16 protein-coding genes and 1 tRNA gene are annotated in these 18,303 nt (G+C 45.1%); 3 read left to right on the forward strand and 14 right to left on the reverse strand.

The window, feature by feature from the left end; translation table 11 throughout:
- Nucleotides 1-43 precede the first annotated feature (43 nt).
- From queF to NWE73_RS00670, 9 genes are all read right to left on the reverse strand, one after another.
- A complete protein-coding gene (queF, locus tag NWE73_RS00630) occupies nt 44-568 on the reverse strand; it encodes a preQ(1) synthase (RefSeq protein WP_277576330.1) in 525 nt (174 codons plus the stop codon).
- Between the two features lie 40 nt (nt 569-608).
- The gene (locus NWE73_RS00635) at nt 609-2,648 is read right to left on the reverse strand and encodes a hypothetical protein (RefSeq protein WP_277576331.1); all 2,040 of its coding nucleotides are present in this window, start codon (nt 2,646-2,648) and stop codon (nt 609-611) included.
- Between the two features lie 70 nt (nt 2,649-2,718).
- Entirely contained in the window at nt 2,719-3,186 is a 468-nt protein-coding gene (locus NWE73_RS00640; RefSeq protein WP_277576332.1) for a nucleoside deaminase, read from the reverse strand.
- An 87-nt stretch (nt 3,187-3,273) separates the two neighbouring features.
- Complete coding sequence (locus NWE73_RS00645) at nt 3,274-4,293, reverse strand: 3D domain-containing protein (RefSeq protein ID WP_277576333.1); 1,020 nt, start codon at nt 4,291-4,293, stop codon at nt 3,274-3,276.
- A gap of 112 nt (nt 4,294-4,405) precedes the next feature.
- Nucleotides 4,406-5,041, reverse strand: coding sequence for a DedA family protein (locus tag NWE73_RS00650; protein WP_277576334.1), 636 nt, complete (start codon nt 5,039-5,041; stop codon nt 4,406-4,408).
- Between the two features lie 90 nt (nt 5,042-5,131).
- Nucleotides 5,132-5,221, reverse strand: a tRNA-Ser gene (locus tag NWE73_RS00655).
- A 128-nt stretch (nt 5,222-5,349) separates the two neighbouring features.
- Nucleotides 5,350-6,642: a serine--tRNA ligase gene (gene serS, locus NWE73_RS00660; protein ID WP_277576335.1), complete on the reverse strand. Its 1,293-nt coding sequence runs from the start codon at nt 6,640-6,642 to the stop codon at nt 5,350-5,352.
- A 17-nt stretch (nt 6,643-6,659) separates the two neighbouring features.
- Entirely contained in the window at nt 6,660-6,968 is a 309-nt protein-coding gene (locus tag NWE73_RS00665; RefSeq protein ID WP_277576336.1) for a hypothetical protein, read from the reverse strand.
- Between the two features lie 102 nt (nt 6,969-7,070).
- Nucleotides 7,071-9,986: a tetratricopeptide repeat protein gene (locus NWE73_RS00670; RefSeq protein ID WP_277576337.1), complete on the reverse strand. Its 2,916-nt coding sequence runs from the start codon at nt 9,984-9,986 to the stop codon at nt 7,071-7,073.
- Between the two features lie 260 nt (nt 9,987-10,246).
- Here NWE73_RS00670 and NWE73_RS00675 point away from each other — a divergent pair, with 260 nt between their 5' ends.
- Nucleotides 10,247-10,642 (forward strand): hypothetical protein, encoded by a 396-nt coding sequence (locus NWE73_RS00675; RefSeq protein WP_277576338.1) that lies wholly within the window; start codon nt 10,247-10,249, stop codon nt 10,640-10,642.
- A gap of 177 nt (nt 10,643-10,819) precedes the next feature.
- Here the strand turns inward: NWE73_RS00675 and murA are convergent, their stop codons facing one another.
- From murA to NWE73_RS00695, 4 genes are all read right to left on the reverse strand, one after another.
- Nucleotides 10,820-12,073, reverse strand: coding sequence for a UDP-N-acetylglucosamine 1-carboxyvinyltransferase (gene murA, locus NWE73_RS00680; RefSeq protein ID WP_277576339.1), 1,254 nt, complete (start codon nt 12,071-12,073; stop codon nt 10,820-10,822).
- Nucleotides 12,066-12,947, reverse strand: a complete 882-nt coding sequence (gene prmC, locus NWE73_RS00685; RefSeq protein WP_277576340.1) for a peptide chain release factor N(5)-glutamine methyltransferase — start codon at nt 12,945-12,947, stop codon at nt 12,066-12,068. Before prmC ends, murA begins: the two co-directional genes overlap by 8 nt.
- A gap of 5 nt (nt 12,948-12,952) precedes the next feature.
- A complete protein-coding gene (gene prfA / locus NWE73_RS00690) occupies nt 12,953-14,026 on the reverse strand; it encodes a peptide chain release factor 1 (RefSeq protein WP_277576341.1) in 1,074 nt (357 codons plus the stop codon).
- A 144-nt stretch (nt 14,027-14,170) separates the two neighbouring features.
- Nucleotides 14,171-14,416, reverse strand: coding sequence for a type B 50S ribosomal protein L31 (locus NWE73_RS00695; RefSeq protein WP_277576342.1), 246 nt, complete (start codon nt 14,414-14,416; stop codon nt 14,171-14,173).
- Between the two features lie 196 nt (nt 14,417-14,612).
- Here NWE73_RS00695 and NWE73_RS00700 point away from each other — a divergent pair, with 196 nt between their 5' ends.
- Nucleotides 14,613-15,320 (forward strand): DUF2461 domain-containing protein, encoded by a 708-nt coding sequence (locus NWE73_RS00700; RefSeq protein WP_277576343.1) that lies wholly within the window; start codon nt 14,613-14,615, stop codon nt 15,318-15,320.
- A gap of 121 nt (nt 15,321-15,441) precedes the next feature.
- Here NWE73_RS00700 and rho read toward each other — a convergent pair whose 3' ends face one another.
- On the reverse strand, nt 15,442-16,764 hold the full coding sequence (gene rho / locus NWE73_RS00705; protein ID WP_407652930.1) for a transcription termination factor Rho: 1,323 nt from the start codon (nt 16,762-16,764) through the stop codon (nt 15,442-15,444).
- A gap of 1,134 nt (nt 16,765-17,898) precedes the next feature.
- Between rho and NWE73_RS00710 the strand changes: the two genes are divergently transcribed.
- On the forward strand, nt 17,899-18,267 hold the full coding sequence (locus NWE73_RS00710; RefSeq protein ID WP_277576344.1) for a PilZ domain-containing protein: 369 nt from the start codon (nt 17,899-17,901) through the stop codon (nt 18,265-18,267).
- The last annotated feature ends 36 nt before the right edge of the window (nt 18,268-18,303 follow it).

Consider the following 18,303-nt stretch of genomic DNA (forward strand, 5'->3'; position numbering starts at 1 on the left):
GACCCTCACAAACAAATTTTGTCGAGGGTCTCCATGCGGACCCCTAGTAGAGCTTACTAAGTTCCATTGAATATTTGCCAGGCGCAAACTCACTCAAACGTTTTTGCCAAAGATCTTGATAGAATTTCTCTTTATTGCCGTAACTCGCATAAGGGAAGATGGCAATACCACCGCGCGGGGTGAACTCTCCGACCACTTCCAAATACTTAGGCTTCAAGAGCTTTACGAGATCATCACAGATTGTTTGCACGCAATCTTCGTGGAAATCACCGTGATTACGGAAGCTGAAAAGATATAGCTTTGCTGATTTAGATTCGACCATCTTCTTATCAGCAATATAGTTGATAAAGATTTTTGCGAAATCAGGCTGTCCTGTCTTAGGACACAAAGAAGTGAACTCTGTGCAAACAAAAGTCGTCCAGGCGATTTTACCAGGATTCTTATTATCGAAGGCCTCTAGAACTTCTGGTGCATAAGTCTGTGGATAATCGGTTTTGGTCTCCCCCAAAGCGAAGTCTTTAAGTTCTTTAGTGTCTCTGCCCGTTTGCTTTTTCAAATTCTTTTTCATAGCGGTTTTCTATCTGATTGAAATGTGAATATCAATGACCTTATTTAAGATTGGGAACTTGGGAGTAACGAGCCAGCCAATAGGCATAGAGGTAATCTATTCCAGAATACTCGACACCCTTGCTACGCCCCCCTTTATAGAGGAAAGCTCCGTCCTTCCAGATGAAGTTACTATCAAATGCCGCTTTCTCAAAAACCGGATAATCGTAAAGTCCTTGATAGAAATACTCCATGGGAGGTGTGGGCTTGCTGAAAGCCTTCCAGAACATGCGCGGAAGGGGCGAGACACTCCAATCAGGTCTCTGTGAATGATCATACTGCACATCAAGGTTAGGGCGAGGATAAGGAATCTCGCGCAAACCCCATACTGCTTGCCCTAGTGCAGCTCTAAACTTTTCATCGTTGCTATCCGATCTGAAGTTGCCGCCACGAGTTCCTTGCGAATAAGCGAAGCCATAAGCAGCCAAAGTGACCAGATGACGTTGTGCTGGCGAATAAGTGACCCAAGAATCCATCAACCGTTCACGCAGCTGATCGCGAATCTTGGTTTCACCCAAACGATCGGCAATAGTAATATCCGTGATATCACCGACGACTCCCAGATTGATCCCGCTCCAGTCGGCACTGCCGTGCCAATAGAAGCTGGTGTCAAAAGAATATCCAGAGGCCTTCACCTTCAGTGAATTATAGCTTCGGACATACTGCTCTTGCAGATTTTTATCTTTGTTAATGAATGCCGCCAACCCCAAAACCGCGGGACGATTCTGTGGTTTGTCCTCGATCACTTTCAGATCCATCAAGCGACGCGATTTTTCTTTCAAGTGTCCCCAAATTTCTTTTTCGCTTTCAGGAATAACCAAGCTAGCCCACAAGAAACCATGAGTGAGACCCTTCAACATGTCATTGTTGCCACCTTCCAGCCAAATAATATTTTGGAAGGGGCCGGTCCCTTGATGCCATTTATCTGGAATCGGTTGACCCGGTCTATAGGAGACCAATGTCCGTGCGAACTCTCTGCTGTTTCCAGTAATATCCATCATAATGAAAAGACCTTTGAGGGACTTCTTCACATTTCGCAAAGCCTCAGGATCTTTGGTTGCAAGATAGCGCATAGCTTGAGAACCCACATACATCCCGGTCCACAATCCAGCGTCGCCATCGTTCTCATAATTTACAAGTTTTCCCTCTTCATTCACAGTGGCAATCGCCGCCATCCCCTGATCATTAATGTGATGATCCACGGTATTGCGCTCATAACCTTGCTGTTTTTCCTGCAAGGTCGGCGAGTAAGCATTTCTCTTAACTGAAGACTCGGTGATGCTGATGTCATCCGTGATTTTATTTACAACACGAATAACATCTTTGTTTTCACGATAGAAATCGAAATCAGTCGGATCGAAAACGATAGACGGTCTTTCATCTTCAAATTCTTTGCGATTTTTGAAAGATCGGACAAAAGGATCTTTGTCATAACCGATTTTCATTTTGAACGCGCCAATGATTGCTCGAACGGCGACTGGAATATTGGGGCCTTTTGCATCAATATTGCGACGCTCATTCACCCATAAAGACTGAGACTCAAGATTACGACGAGTGGTCAGCCATTCATTATAATTGGAAGCTTTACGATCCGAGAATTGAGTCGCCAGTCCTTTTTCAGAAGGAGAAAATCTTTCCACGACAGTAATGCTATTTTTAAAATCACCAGTCTCGCGTGAATGCTCTCCCAAGCGGGTAATAAAATCCGCTTGCTTGAGGTCATAGCTGACTGTCAGAAAATTTCCTTCAGCAACGGCTTTGCCTGTCCAAACTTCCTGAACTTTAAGACCGTCGTAAAAGTAGTTAATGTAGGTCGCAACACGAATAACACTGTAAGTTCCGTCGTTATTTTTGCGAAGCTCCAGCTCTCCATTGTAAGGTCCGCGTGTGGAACTTGTACCCTGCAGGAACCAAATCCCCTCAACGCCGTTATTCATTTGCAAAGATGCGATATCGCGAGGAATGAATTTCTCTTTAGTGGCACAGGATGAAATTAGGAAAACGCTCAAAAATAAAAAGAGGAATGAAAATATCTTTTTCATTCCTCTATTGTTCCAAGGAAGTAGTGTCCGTTGGAGTCCTATTATGTTTACTGGGCTTTAGTACAGATGCCTAGTATGGAACCTTGTCGACTTTGTGTTGCCACTCTTTAAAAACTTCCAAAGCTTCTGTGTGACCACATTGGATCATAGGAACCTTGCGATCTTTAATGTCCTTGGGAATTTCCTGATAAAGGAAGTCATCATCGAATTCAATATCAGCAGCATCTTTACGAGTATTGCCATAGTAAATTTTGCTGATACGTGACCAGTAAATTGCTGACAAACACATAGGGCAGGGTTCACAGCTTGTGTAAATTTCAGCGCCCTCTAAAGAGAAGTTTTTAACTTTACTGCAAGCATCGCGAATCGCAGTGACTTCCGCATGAGCCGTAGGATCATTCGATGACGTTACTTTATTCCATCCTTCGCCGATGATTTTTCCGTCTTTAACGATGACAGCACCAAAAGGGCCGCCAGCTCCGTCTCGCATATTGATTCTTGAAAGCTCGATGGCTCTTTGCATGAATTCGTGTTTCATAGGGAGCCCAAGTTATGGGTCTGAATAACAATAGTCAAGCAGGGATGGCTCACTTAAGAATACTTAAGATTATGGTGCTAAAAGCGCTTATTTTAGAGGTGGCATTGGAAGCTTCGGATATGCGCGACTTTTCAACACCTGCTCCGCTTTCGCTCCGATAATTTTTGCATAGGGCACCTGAGTTTTCATATCTTCAAAGCGCAATTTTCTAAACGGATTCTGACTGTCTCTCCAACTTAAGAAACCAGAGTAAAAGTCAAAACGACCTTTGCCATTAATTCCGCGTCCCTGATCGCGCACAATAAAATATCCATTGTGAGTTGTACCATCAGGCAACTTCAAACCAACTGCTGCAGGGACATAAATAACATCACCTGGTTTATAGATGTCTAAATCTGCTGCCACTGTATAGAAAGGATCCAGGCACGCGCTTCTCACACCATAGCCATAACGGCATTCTGTATTCGTCATTTCAAAGTAGCGATCTTGTCCTCTGATGCGATCAGAAATATTGAAACTGCGACGAACACCTTTTTGAATAACGGCACATGAACCTTGAAGGCCACACGAATTCAGAGTGCTCGGGCAGACGTTGATAATTTTCTCACCGCTCGTACCATGCAAGGTTCTAACTTCGTCTTTATCACAAAGTTTTTTGTCTTCGTTAAAGACTGGGAAATAGTAAACCGTCGGTTTGATCACGCCTGACTCTGCAACTTGATGCTCGGGCTCCGTAGGCTTCGTCGGAACTTTCGGATTGGAATCAGTAGATTTTGGCTCGGCGGTCGGTTCGTCCTTAGGAGTCTGCTCTGAGGAAGGTTGCTGTGCTTGGAACCACTCATCCAAGGCATCCGGCTCTTCCATTTCTGCAAAAGCTTGATATTCACTGGCGCCGAGGTCGTGCAGAGGCATCGTCTCTAAAAATTCATTTTGGGTCTGATCTTGTTGTTGTTGTTGTTGCTCTTGTTTTTGTTGCTGCTGGAATACAGACGGGGAAGTGGAGCTGATCTCCGCAGAAAGATTTCCACAGGCTGTTAATGCAGTCACTAGCGCAGAAAGCGAAATAAAATAAACTGAATTTTTGAATTTCGCGCTTAACATCTTCATAGAAGACTCCCTCATCAGAGTCCTCAGAAAGATATCAAGATTTACAGGTATTTGAGATGGTTTTGAGGCCCTTGGAAAATTGGAAAAATCCAGGGCCGAAGAACGTCACTTCTTAAGAGCGCGTGCCAAAACGGCTTTTGATCCATGGAACCAGCATCGGGATCAAAGATACGAAAATTACTCCGAAAATCACGATGTGGAAGTTGCGTTTGACCACCGGAAGATTGCCAAAATAGTGCCCAGCTAGAATAAAAATGAAGACCCACGCAATGGCGCCCGCAACGTTGTAAGCCAGGAACTTTTTGTAGTTCATAGTGCCAATTCCCGCCACAAACGGAGCAAAGGTTCTAACGATCGGTGCAAAGCGGGCCGCTACAATCGTAAAGGCTCCCCATTTCGCATAAAAGCCTTGAGTTTGCTCGAGGTATTCTTTTTTAAATATACGGCTTTTAGAATCGAAGACCTTAGGACCTAGGTATTTTCCGATATGGTAGTTGCAGGTGTCGCCCAAAACCCCAGCCAAAGTAAGCGAGCCCAGAAGAATCCAAAGATTTAACCCATTCTCAACGCTGGTCAAAGCCCCCAACGCAAACAGCAAGGAGTCCCCCGGCAGGAAAGGCGTTACCACCAAACCGGTCTCACAGAAAATAATCAGGAACATGATCACATAGACCCAAGGACCGAAGTACGCGAGCCATTGCACAAGATGTTGATCAAGATGAAGAATGATATCCATGAACATTGCCATAATGCCGATTCCTGAAAATAGGGTGGGCTTAAAAACAAAAAAGCGACCTCAATGGGTCGCTTTTTTAAAATTTAAAACCATTAGTTAAAATGGCGGAGAGCGAGGGATTCGAACCCTCGAGGCCCGCGAAGGCCTGCCAGTTTTCAAGACTGGTGTATTCAACCGCTCTACCAGCTCTCCGTCGACCGTTTTATGGGTTTTGACCGGAGACATCAAGCAGTTCCTCAAGTTAACGCACCGTAGACACTAAAAAGTGCCTGCCGTCTTTTCGGAAAAAGCGACAGACACCTTTTCGGGATGAACTTGAGTTAGCGGATTTCTGTTCTGCCGCCCATATAGCTTTGCAAAGCTTTCGGAATTGCGACAGAGCCGTCTTCGCGCTGATAGTTCTCTAGGATCGCCACCAAGGTTCTTCCTACCGCCAAAGCTGAGCCATTGAGGGTGTGAACGAACTGAGGCTTCCCACCTGCTGTGCGGAAACGAATATTTGCACGACGTGCCTGGAAGTCTTCAAAGTTAGAGCATGAGCTAATCTCACGATACGCATTCTGTCCCGGAAGCCAAACTTCCAAGTCATAAGTTTTCGCAGATCCAAAGCCCATGTCCCCCGTGCACAAAAGCATACGACGGAAAGGAAGCTCCAAGTTCATCAATACCTGTTCAGCATGAGACGTTAAGGCCTCATGAGTTTCATGCGATTTGTCAGGATGACAGAAAGTCATCAACTCCACTTTGTCGAACTGATGTTGGCGGATCAAACCCTTCGTATCTCGGCCCGCACTTCCTGCTTCTGAACGGAAGCAGGGAGAGTATGCGCAGAAACTTTGTGGAAGATCTTTCTCGTCCAAAATCTCGCTATTATAATAATTCGTCACAGGCACTTCTGCCGTCGGAATCAAATAAAGATCAGACCCCTCAAGGTGGAACACATCTTCTTTAAATTTCGGGAAGTTCCCTGTTCCCAGCAAGCTATTGCTGTTCACCATGAATGGCGGAATCATCTCTGTGTAGCCGTGCTTCATAGAGTGAAGATCCATCATGAACTGAATCAAAGCGCGCTCCATTTGCGCCGCCGCCCCTTTTAGAAAGGCAAAGCGTGTTCCTGTGGTTTTACCCGCGCGTTCGAAATCGATGATGTTCAAAGATTCGCCCAACTCCCAATGTTCTTTTGCTTTAAAAGAAAATTTAGTCGGAGTTCCGAAAACTTTAATCTCTTTGTTTTCGTCAGCAGAAGAACCCACTGGCACTGAAGAGTGAGGTTTGTTGGGAATGACCAGAGCCAGGTTTGTAACTTCTTGATCAGCTTCAGCGGCTTTCAATTCCAGTTCTTTAACTTGTCCCTTGATCGCGTCAACTTCGCTTAAAAGCGCTGAGGCATCTTTGCCTTCGCGTTTTAATTTTCCAATTTCGCCGCTTAATTTATTTTGATTCGCTTTCGCAGATTCCGCCTGAGCGATCATCTCTTTGCGTTTTTTATTCAAATCCATGATTTGATCAAGGATCTCGGAGTTGCCACCGCGATTGATCAAGCCTTGCTTGTATTCATCGAAGTAAGAAGGTCCGTTTTCAGCTTTTTTCTCAAGAAGTTTAATATCGATCATGTTCCGAAATCCTAAGTTTAAGGTGCGACAAGAATATACATTCGAAGCAGCATGCCGACAAGAACCACGATCAAATCAAAAATGAAAATTTGGCCGAAGCTCCACGCAGAAAGCAGTTTCATCACGACCGCAAGAACTACGATCGTTGCAAAAATGAGAGCAAATGTTCCGTAACCGATCAATTCTTGACCAATCAACGCCAACGTCAACCCAACTAAAAATCCTGTAATCAAACGCAAACAAATATGAAAGAAGGAGAGTGTCGAAGATTTCACCCCATCCTGTACGTTTGTTGCAAGTCCTCTCATTTTATCGCTGATTCCCATGACTTTGTCCCTTCTTCACTAACGTTCTACAAATAACAAACTTTAAATTCTTTCGCAGGCTGCTCACCTGCCCCGACGAAGTCGGAATGCAAGCCAACCGTTTTAATTGCCGAGTCGACCAATTCTCGCTTCTATTTCAGCACGATCCGGAGCATTTGGGGAGAGGCCTATATATTTATTGTAAGCCGTTGCCGCAGAGCGAGCATCCCCTTTGGTTTCATAAATCGCACCCTGCTCGCGGTAAATATCCGCATAACCACTTTCACGGGCCGCCGCCAAGGCCAGCATGTCTTCCGCCACATCCAACGAGCCGGACTGGCGATAGCACTGAGCCGCCTTCACATAAATCTCAGCCCCTTGGGGACGTAATTTCATGGCCTGAGAGTACTCCCCGGCACACTCCTGATACTGACGACGAGTCGTAAAGATTTCGGCCGCCAAGATATAAGAATCTGCTAGATTTGGGTTCAATCTTTTCTCAGCCTTCGTTGCTTCCATGGCGCCATTCAAGTCGCCGGAAGAAAAGGCCGCCTTCCCGATATAATAGTTCGTACGCGGGTAGTTAGGATTCAACCTTTGCACGCGGCGGAACTGTTGAATCGCCTCTTCAAAGCGACCTGTTTCAAAATACAATTTACCGGCCTGGAAAAGAGCTTCGCCGTCTGTTGGGTCAAGAACTGCCGCCTGCAAGAAAGCTTTCAAAGCCTTATCATTCAGACCAATCGCTTTACTGCTTTCGCCCAATCCCAACCAAGCTTTCTTATTTCTTGGATCGACTTCCACAACTTTTTCGTAAATATCCCGAGCCTGGGTGTAACGATCCTCAGATTTATAAACTTCAGCCAGGGCCACACGATAATCAAGGGTATAAGAAAAGCGTTTTATCAATTCGTTCAGGTAGGTAATACCCGAATCCACACCATTGGTGGCTGCCAGCGTTTTTGCATAAGTGATCTGCGCTTCAGGATTGGTCGCATCGATTTCCACCGCTTTGGTTGCATAGCGAACAGCATCCTTGGCAGCATTTTCTTTGCGTTCTATTTCCTTTTTATTAAGCGGCATAATCGACTGAGCCAGAACTCCATTCGCCTTTGATAACAAAATGAAGGTCTCAATATCGCCGTCGTAAACCTTTACCGCGCGAGTCGCGTAGTTGACGGCACCACCCATGTTGTTCTTGCGGAATTCCATTAAGGCCAGCCCGCGCAGAACTTCATAGTTATTAGGAGCAATACGAGTTGCATTTGTCAAAGCCGCCATGGCACCGGCAAAATCATAGCGTTGGGACATATAATCCGCCTGAAGAACATAGGCTGAAACCAATTTCGGCTCCGCACGCATTGCTTTACCCAACCACTCGATGGCCTCAAAGCTTTGATTCAGTTGCCACAAACATTTTGCCGCCTTCATTGCGGCTGTTCCACTCTTCGGATCCATTTCAAAAGCCGCTTTGAATTCAGCTTGAGCTGCGAGGAAATCACCCTGTCGCACATATTGATCTCCCAAGAATAACAATTCGTTATTTTGAGATTTGTCGTTCTTCACCTTATCTGAACCGCCCAAGCGGACAACCAGTTGGCGAAGATCGTTATTATTCGGATTCAAAGAAAACGCTCTCTGTGCAAACTCAAGAGCTTTCTTTTTCTCATTACGGAAAACATAAATCTCTGCCAGGGCATGCAGACCCTGCGCTTCTGATAAGGGCGGAACACGCACTTTGGAATCCACGGCCGCAGACAAAAGGGTGAAGGCGGTGTCTGATTTTTTAAACCCACGATACTCTACAACTCCAAGCAGTAACTTTGCTTCGCGATGTTTTGGATTTCTCTTAAGAACATCCTGCAGGATCCGGGAGGCATCCGAGAATTTCTGTTGCTCATAATACAAATTGGCAAGCTGCACTTGAGGGTGCAGCCACTTGTCCCAAAGTTGGATAGCTTTTTCATAATAGGGAACGGCATTTACTAAATCTTTTTCTCCCTCAAGCAGTTCCGCCTTGTATCCGTACAAAACCGGCAGCAAAGAAAACGGCTCGGTGCTTTCCAAAATTCCTTCAACGGTTCCACGCGCTTCGCGATACCTGCCAGAAGTAAGAAGTTTAACCGACTCACACACTTGACCTAGTGGACTGACCACATTCAAAGCCCGGGTCGCTTGGGTGACCATCGCAATGGTCCTCACATCTTGAGCATCCTGCTTGGCATAAGGCCAAAGCTCTCGATACACCATGCATAAAAGGGCCCGCACCTCAATATTGGTCGGCGATCCTTCGACAATTGTTACAAGTTTATTCTGCGCCTCTAGATACGAATCAAAAGTGTCTTGCTCGATCGCAAACAAAGATTCATTCAACTTGTCGCGAACCTGAGTTTCTGAAAGGGGAGCACTCGCTTTACCAGGTGCGAGCAAATGAATTTTGTCGCCCTTGGCTGGGCCGGTATCCCACAGCAAGAAGAAGCCGACTAAAGCCACTACTAACAGAATAACAATTGGCCCGCGCATCGCCGACAGCATTTCTCCCTTTTCCATATTCTTCAGATTTGAAAGCTCGATCACTGAATCTTTGCTTTCGTTCGAAGAGACATTCGGAATTGGAATCGTTGCCGGCGCAACTTGTGCGGGAGCCTGATACAAGTCAATTGCGGGAAACTTACCATTCTGTGGTTGCGACGATCCTAGGTTTTCAAAACTTGGAAGTTTTGGTTTCGCTTCCGTGTTCGTATTTTGAGTATTTCGCGAAGGTGATGGGGGAGGACGCATGATCACGGTCTCCGCTTCCATCTTGTGCGCTTTCTTGGGATCAACTTCGACAACACCCTCTAAGGCTTCAAGAAGTTTGTCATAGAAAGCTGTCTCTTTGGAAATCAAAGTCCACTGACCATCAGGCAGTTTTGAGATCATCTCTTGGCCAGAAAATACACCCTCACCAATCATTCGAAGAATGGCTTCAGTAGAGTAAGGTCCTTTGACCTGACCCGTTTTAGTTTTCACAACCCAAGTAACCTGAATGCGTGACATAGATAGCTGATTGTACTGAGGTTTTTATGGAAGAACTATGCGTCTGAGTGTCTAACAACAAGGTCTGTGCTTTAGTCCAATCAAATGGTTCCAGAATAGAACCCCCGTTCCATTCTGGAATTACCAAAAAGTTCCGGAATGGGTATTGAACCCAAAGTTCGTCTCTCAAATCGAATGTATAGCATCTGAGGACTGTCTCAGATTGGCACACCGTTTGCTTTATGGGAGAGTGTCGTTGATTTTTTGAGGAGACGGAAACAGTGATCAGAAACGCATTGATTGCAATTTACATCTTGGTAGTTCTAGCGATTTCAGCAGTGGCTCGCGCAGGAGTTTTACCAAACAATGCAACTCAAGGCGAAGAGATTACTTCATCTGAACTTCAAAACTACAACTTCAAGACACACGTAGGTGATGTTGTGGCTTTGGCTGATGGTTCACTTGTCTTGGTGATCGATCAACAAAACATCTTGGTTCTCAAGTCACAAATGGATCTTACTCCTTTCGTTGGTTCTAAAGTTATGATGAGCGGTATTGAACTAGATCAGCAACTTGCCCCTTCATATGGGTTTGACTCTGTGGATCCCCTCCCTGGAGTCAACTCGAGTGGCAACTCAGTTACATTCTTCGTGTTTGGTATCTCTGAGGTTAGATAATAGCCTTTGGTCATTAAGTCTCAGCCCCAATCCCCTCCGTGGGCTGAGACTGTTTTTTTTAATTCCCTAAAAAGGTCAGCGGATCCCCTCCTTGCTGGCCTTTTTCTTTTTTAAAACCTACAAAATAAAAAAGGAGAGCTTTTGGCTCTCCTTTTTTTATTTCTTTAAATGTCTTGGCTATTCAGTTCTACGAATTTTTGCGCCCAAGCTTGAAAGCTTGTCTTCCAATTTTTCATAACCGCGATCCAAATGGTAAATACGGTTCACTACCGTTTCACCCTCAGCGACCAAGCCCGCCAAAACCAGCGAGGCACTGGCACGAAGATCTGTCGCCATCACAGGCGCCCCAGTCAGCTTGCCGGGCATACCACGAACAACAGCCACGCGAGTTTTTGGCGTGATGTCAGAACCTAGACGAGTCAACTCCGTCACGTGCATAAAACGATTTTCAAAAACTGTTTCGCTGATCACGCTCGTACCATGAGCCACTGTCATCAAAGCCATGAATTGAGCCTGAAGATCCGTCGGGAACAAAGGATGTGGAGCTGTCGTGATATCAACCGCTTCCCACTTATCAGCAGGGAAGATAGTCATAGAATCTTTGGTTGTTTCAATTTTGAAACCCGCTTCACGCATTTTCAAAATCAAAGCTTCTAAGTGAGCTGGCACACATTTCGTCACAGTGACCTGACCTTTAGTGATCGCACCCGCAATCAACAAAGTTCCAGCCTCGATACGATCGGCCATGATTGTATGTTCAGCAGGCTTCAATTTAGAAACCCCTTCGATACGAATCACGCTGGTACCTTGACCAGTGATCTTAGCGCCCATCTTATTCAGATAGTCTGCAAGATCCACGATCTCAGGTTCTTTCGCGGCATTTTCAAGAATCGTCACGCCGTCAGCAAGAGTTGCTGCCATCATCACGTTCTCTGTTCCACCCACAGTCACAGTCTCAAACAAGAAAGTGGCACCTTTTAGCTTCGGAGTCGCTGCGTGGACATAACCTTCTTTTTGCGTAACGGTCGCGCCCAGGGCTTTGAAGCCCTCAAGATGAAGATCAATAGGGCGGCTGCCAATCGCACAACCACCAGGCTGAGAAACAACGGCTTCACCGTATTTCGCCAGCATCGGGCCCATACACAAGAAGCTTGCACGCATTTTACGAACAAGATCATAAGAAGCTTCATAAGATTGAAGAGGGCTTACGACAACTTTAAAAGTGTCACCATCCCAACGCGTTTCGCAGCCAAGGCTTTGCAGCAACTCGGCCGTAGATTCAATGTCTTTTAGCTTTGGAACATTTTTGAAAACGTGTTCGCCTTCAGCCAACAAAGTCGAAAACAAAATCGGAAGAGCCGCATTTTTTGCGCCGCTTGCTGCGACAGTTCCACGAAGAGGGCCATTGCCCGTCACTACCATTTTATCCATGCTTCACTCCGTAAATTACTCTGTCATGTCCCGAAAGATCTTTCACAACACGAACACTTTTAAATATTTTTAAATTTTCAAAATGGCTTTTCATCGCCATACCCTGGCTCATTCCCATCTCCATCAGCATCACTGCTTCAGAGGATAGATATGGAGCATAATCTTTTGACCACTTTTTCAGAAGGGCCAAACCTTCTTCGTCAGCATAAAGTGCCGAGGAGGGTTCGTACTTTTTCACATTCTCTTCCACCGATGGGTCATTGGCGGCGATGTAGGGCGGGTTTGACAATAGTACGTCCACAGTATCCTGTCCCATGAAGTCTTTGAAAGATGACATTACAAGATCGACATTCCCGGCATCTGAATGCACAAATTGAACGCGATCGGCCACCTCAAGAGTTTGCGCATTTCTTTGTGCCACCTCGAGGGCCTTGTCAGATAAATCAACGGCAATAAGACGCGCTTGGGGAAGCTGTTTCAACAGACTTAATCCGATGCAGCCGGAACCACATCCCAAGTCGATCATGGTCCATGGTTTTTCTTTATCAGCAGTCCACTTAACAACTTCTTCAACAATATGTTCTGTTTCTGGACGGGGAATAAGGGTCGCCGAATTCACCTCAAAACGATAACCGTAAAAATCACGGTATCCCAAGATATATGCAACCGGCTCACCCTGTACTCTGCGACGGACTAGTTCGCGCAAGCCTGCCAATTCAGTTTCCTGAAGAGGCTGATCAAATTTCATATAGAGTTGAATGCGTTCGAGTTTAAGATAATGAGCAAACAAAAGCTCAGCATCGAGGCGTGGAGTCTCGATTTTCTTATCTTTGAAGAAAGCGATGGTTATATCGAGTACTTCTTTGAGTTTCATTCAACCTAAGCTGAGGTCTGTTTTTTAAGAGCCTCTGCTTGGAAGTTAGCAACGAGTGGATCAATCAGCAACCCAAAAGATCCGGCCATGACTGAATCCAGCTGATGGATCGTCAAACCGATACGGTGATCCGTAATACGAGTTTGCGGGAAGTTGTAGGTGCGAATACGCTCTGAACGATCCCCTGTGCCGATTTGCTCAAGACGAACATCAGAAGCTTCTTTACGGGCCTTATCATCTTCAATTTGTTGAAGTTTAGCGTAAAGAATCTGGAAGGCACGGTCTCTATTGGCGTGCTGAGATTTACCCTCTTGGCACTTCACGTCGATTCCTGTCGGAATATGCACGACACGAACTGCAGATTCAGTTCTATTGACTGACTGACCGCCCGAACCTTGAGAACGCATCGTCTCAATACGAACATCAGACATCGGGATTTTAACTTCATTGATTTCAACTTCAGGAATCACCGCAACTGTGACAGTTGAGGTATGAATACGACCAGCGGCTTCAGTTTTAGGAACACGCTGTACGCGATGAACACCTGATTCGTATTTCAATTTGCTGTAAACAGAGTCGCCGGAAACACTCGCGATAATCTCTTTAGCTCCACCCACGTTGCCTTCAGAGAAAGAAAGCATTTCAACTTTCCAACCTTGAGAAGAAGCATAGTGAACGTAACCACGGAACAGCTCGTCGGCGAACAAAGAAGCTTCATCACCACCGGCGCCCGCACGGATCTCTAAGATGATATTTTTATCGTCATTAGGATCTTTCGGGATCAAAAGAATTTTCAACTGATCTTCCAAGCTAGGAAGTTCCGCTTCAAGCTCTTTGATTTCCTCACGAATCATTTCGCGCATTTCTGGATCTTGTTCAGCAGTGAAAAGTTCTTTGCTGTCTTTAAGATTCGCAGTTTTCTTTTTGAAATCACGATAAACCAAAACAATCTTCTCTAGGCTGCCAAGTTCCTTCATCAATGCGCGATACTGCGTTTGGTTCGAAGCGATGTCGGGCCTTTGAAGAGACATATTGACTTCTTCATAGCGCGATTCAACTTCTGCCAATTTTGAGAACATGGGAATTGCTCCTAGAACTGATGCTGTGGATTCTGAACTGCTAACATTATAGCAGTCTTTTTGATGATGCTCAGAAAAGAAAATGCGGTTCGAAAAGTGAACCGCATTTCATGCAAGACGTTCCTCCAGACGGAGGTATGCAATTTACTTTTTGCCGTAACGTTTTTTGAAACGATCGATACGACCTTCAGTGTCCATTACACGCTGTTTACCAGTGAAGAATGGGTGAGAAGCAGAAGAGATCTCTACTTTTACCAATGGATACTCTTTACCGTCTTCCCATTTTACCATCTCGTTAGAGTGCAAAGTGGAAGTTCCCAAGAACTGGAAATCACAAGAGATATCTTTGAATACCACTGTGTTTACTTTTGGATGCAAGTTTTGTTTCATGACCTGGTTCCTTCTAAAATAATCAAACTATTTTGGTCTTAAGCTAAAAGGGTTTAACACAGTGACCCCCCTGTGTCGAGAAAAAATCGCTGCTTTTTTTGGCAACAAACAGCTTGAAAACAGGGGCCTCTGGTTCGAGAATAACCTCATGTTTACCGTACTTTAGCCTAACTGATGGCTGTCTGGAGTTAGCCTTGTGAAAACCAGCTCAATTGTTGAAATTCAGGACTTTAGAGGGTTCTCCCCCGAGGCTTTTCGCTTCCTGAGGTCTCTAAAAAGGAATAATCGCCGCAATTGGTTTCAGCCCCGCAAAGAGACCTATGACGAACTTTTACGCCTCCCCATGATGGCTTTGATTTGCGAAATTGGTGAAGAAGCTCGAAAATTTGCACCTGAAATTCGCTTCGATCCAAAACATGCGGTCTTGCGCGTTTATCGCGATACTCGGTTTAGCAAAGACAAGACGCCCTACAAAACAAATATCGCTGCCAGTTTGCCGTTTGGAACTTATGGAAAGAATATGGACAGCCCTGGGCTCTATCTTCATATAGAACCTGGAGAAATTTTTGTCGGAGGTGGGTTGTATATGCCGAACTCCCAACAGCTTCGTAAAATACGCGAAGCTATTGTTCAACATTCAGATTCATTTTTGGAAATCATCGAAGATCGTAACTTCAAAAAACATTTCGGAGATATTTCCGGTGAACGTCTGAAGACAAATCCACGCGGCATCTCTCCCGATCACGAGATGATCGACTATCTTCGCCTCAAACAGTTCTTCGTCTCAAAAACCTTCGACGATTCCATCGCCCTCAAAAAAGATTTCCCAAAGAAAGTCGCAAAAGAATTCGAACTTATGATGCCTCTTCTACGCTGGCTCAATAAATCCCAAAGCCTCTGGTAAAGAAGTACGCCGGTCCCACCAAACGTGGGCTCGAGCAACTTTTGAGGCTCCAGACATTATCGCCAAAATAAAAAAGGGAGTCTTAAGACTCCCTTTTTTTGTTCTTACATTTTAAATCAGCTTAGTTTCCCGGGCCCGACATCGCTTTCAAGAAGTCCGTGTTTGACTTCGTGTTGCCCACTTTGTCGATCAAGAATTCCATCGCATCGATGACGTTCATCGGAGCCAGGACTTTTCTGAGGATCCACAAGCGGTTCAAGTCAGCGCGGTCGATAAGAAGATCTTCTTTACGAGTTCCTGATTTGTTGATGTCCATGCAAGGGAAGATACGTTTTTCCATAAGCTTACGATCCAAGTGGATCTCGGCATTACCAGTACCTTTAAACTCCTCGAAGATAACCTCATCCATACGAGAACCTGTGTCGATCAATGCTGTTGCGATGATCGTCAAAGATCCGCCCTCTTCGATATTACGAGCAGCACCGAAGAAACGTTTTGGTTTGTGAAGAGCATTTGAGTCCACACCACCTGACAAGATTTTTCCAGAAGGAGGAACAACCGTATTGTAAGCACGAGCAAGACGAGTGATAGAATCCAGCAAGATGACCACGTCATGTTTGTGTTCAACCAAACGTTTTGCTTTTTCAATAACCATCTCTGCAACTTGAACGTGGCGAGTTGGTGGCTCATCGAATGTTGACGATACAACTTCACCTTTTACGGTACGTTGCATGTCAGTCACCTCTTCCGGACGTTCATCGATCAAAAGAACGATCAATTTTACTTCCGGATGATTTGTCGTGATCGCATTGGCAATTTGTTGCATCAAAACTGTTTTACCAGTTCTTGGTGGGGCAACGATCAAGGCACGTTGACCTTTTCCAAGTGGCGCCATCAAATCAACCACACGTGTTGTGTAGTCACCTGGATTGTGCTCAAGCTTCAAACGCTCATTTGGATAAAGCGGCGTCAAGTTGTCGAAAAGGATTTTATCTTTACCTTTTTCAGTCGTCTCGAAGTTTAGAGAATCAACTTTCAAAAGTGCAAAATAGCGTTCGCCTTCTTTTGGAGGACGAACAGTTCCCGTCACAGTATCACCCGTTCTTAAACCGAAACGGCGAATTTGTGATGGAGAAACGTAAATATCATCCGGACCTGGAAGATAGTTAAAGTCTGGAGAACGCAAGAAACCGTAACCATCTGGCAGGATTTCAAGAACACCAGAACCATAAATGTCCTGACCAAGTTTTGCAGCACGTTTCAAAATTTCGAAAATCATATCCTGACGGCGAAGACCGGCAGCGTTTTCAATTTTTAGTTTAGTTGCAAGCTCAGTAAGTTGCGTGATGTTTTTTGATTTCAAATCCTTTGATGAAAGCCATGTTTTCTCTTCATCAGTTAATTGAATATCTGAAACGTCTACGTCTTGAGCCTGTTGAGGCATATTTGAATGTTCATCACCGCTTGGTTGAGAATCTTCATTGCTTCTTCCGTAAGGACGGAAATCACGACGTTGACCGCCACCGCCGCCATGACGATCACCGCGATCGCCTCTGTCACCACGGTCACCCCGATCTCCACGATCGTTTCTGTCGTTGCGATCATGACGATGTCCACCGCCGCCGCCACGGTCATTTCTATCTCTGTTATCACGATTGCTTGGACGGAAATCGCGACGAGGTTGTTGGTGTTGTGGACGATCTTGTCTTGTATTTTCGCGAGGCTCTTGTTGTGGAGCTTGGCTTTGAGTTGCAGCGGCTGGTGCGCCTTCTGCTTTAGCTTCAGTTGGGGCAGAAGTTTGAGGAGCCGCTACGGGCGCTTCTGCTGCAGGTTTTGGAGCGGGTGCTGGTTTTTCAGCCGGGGCCGCTTGTTGTGTTGAAGCTTCTTCAGTCGCTTTGGTTGTGCGAGTGCGCTTTTTTGGTGCTTCAACGCCGGGTTGATCTTTTGGTTCAGACAAACTGGAACTCCTTGTGGGATATAATAAGAGAGAAAGATCGGTACATAATGAAGTTTGATCCGACTGGACCCAAACTGTGTGCTTGCCCTAACTTTCCTAGAAATTGGGATATCTTGTCAATCGAAAATCTTTTTGGCCTCCGCAGGGCCTTTCTTGCAATGGATTGATTTAATGTAAGTTGCTGTAAATATTAACTAATTTTCAACTAAACAAATGGTCGCCAAGTATTAAGTTTGTGATTTATTCCTTCTAGGACACTTAAAATGGGACTCGCCAACAATGAATTTCAAGTTTGAAACCTAAACAACTATTGATTCCCTTGGCACTGGCGCTACTTTTTTATAGAAGATCGAAAGAGGCAAAAACTTCGACAGATTTCTAAACTTTCTGATCCCAAAGAGAGCCGCAGCTCTTCAGAAACACCTCTATCATGTGCTCGGTCTAGTTGATATTCAGTTTAAACAATTTCCCGCTATTTCAACACGTTAAGTATCGATTCAAGACGTCCGGTTTTTCCGGGTGCTATCATTTTTTGCAAAATTACCTCTAACAGGTATTAATTTTTGCCAAGCAATACCGAAACGTAATTATCGCACACTTATAAGCACAAGGAGATCAAAAGTGGAGGACACGATTAATGTTCCGGCACCAAGAACCCCTCTGAACCTCGAGGTATCTTTCAAGCGCAACTATGCGCGTGAAGAGACACTGGGCACGCTTAAAAATATCAGCATCACGGGAGCCTTCTTAGAGTTCGCAGGCGGAGATGTTCGCGCCAATGAAAAACTCAACTTAATGTTTGTCGTCGCAGGACGAGAAAGAAAAATCGCAGCTCATGTGATTTGGATCAATTCTGCTGGCTGTGGCATCAAGTTTATGCCAACCAACAACAGAGACGTTCAGATTGTCGATGACTTGATTTACTTCGTAGAGAACGGTCGCTCTGAAGCCCGCTCTGTTATGAACTCGATCTTTAAAAAGGTCGGATAAGTTTTAATTGAGATATCAACGATCCAACGATTAAAA

It is taken from the genome of Bdellovibrio svalbardensis, from assembly GCF_029531655.1.
Taxonomy (GTDB): Bacteria; Bdellovibrionota; Bdellovibrionia; order Bdellovibrionales; family Bdellovibrionaceae; genus Bdellovibrio; species Bdellovibrio svalbardensis.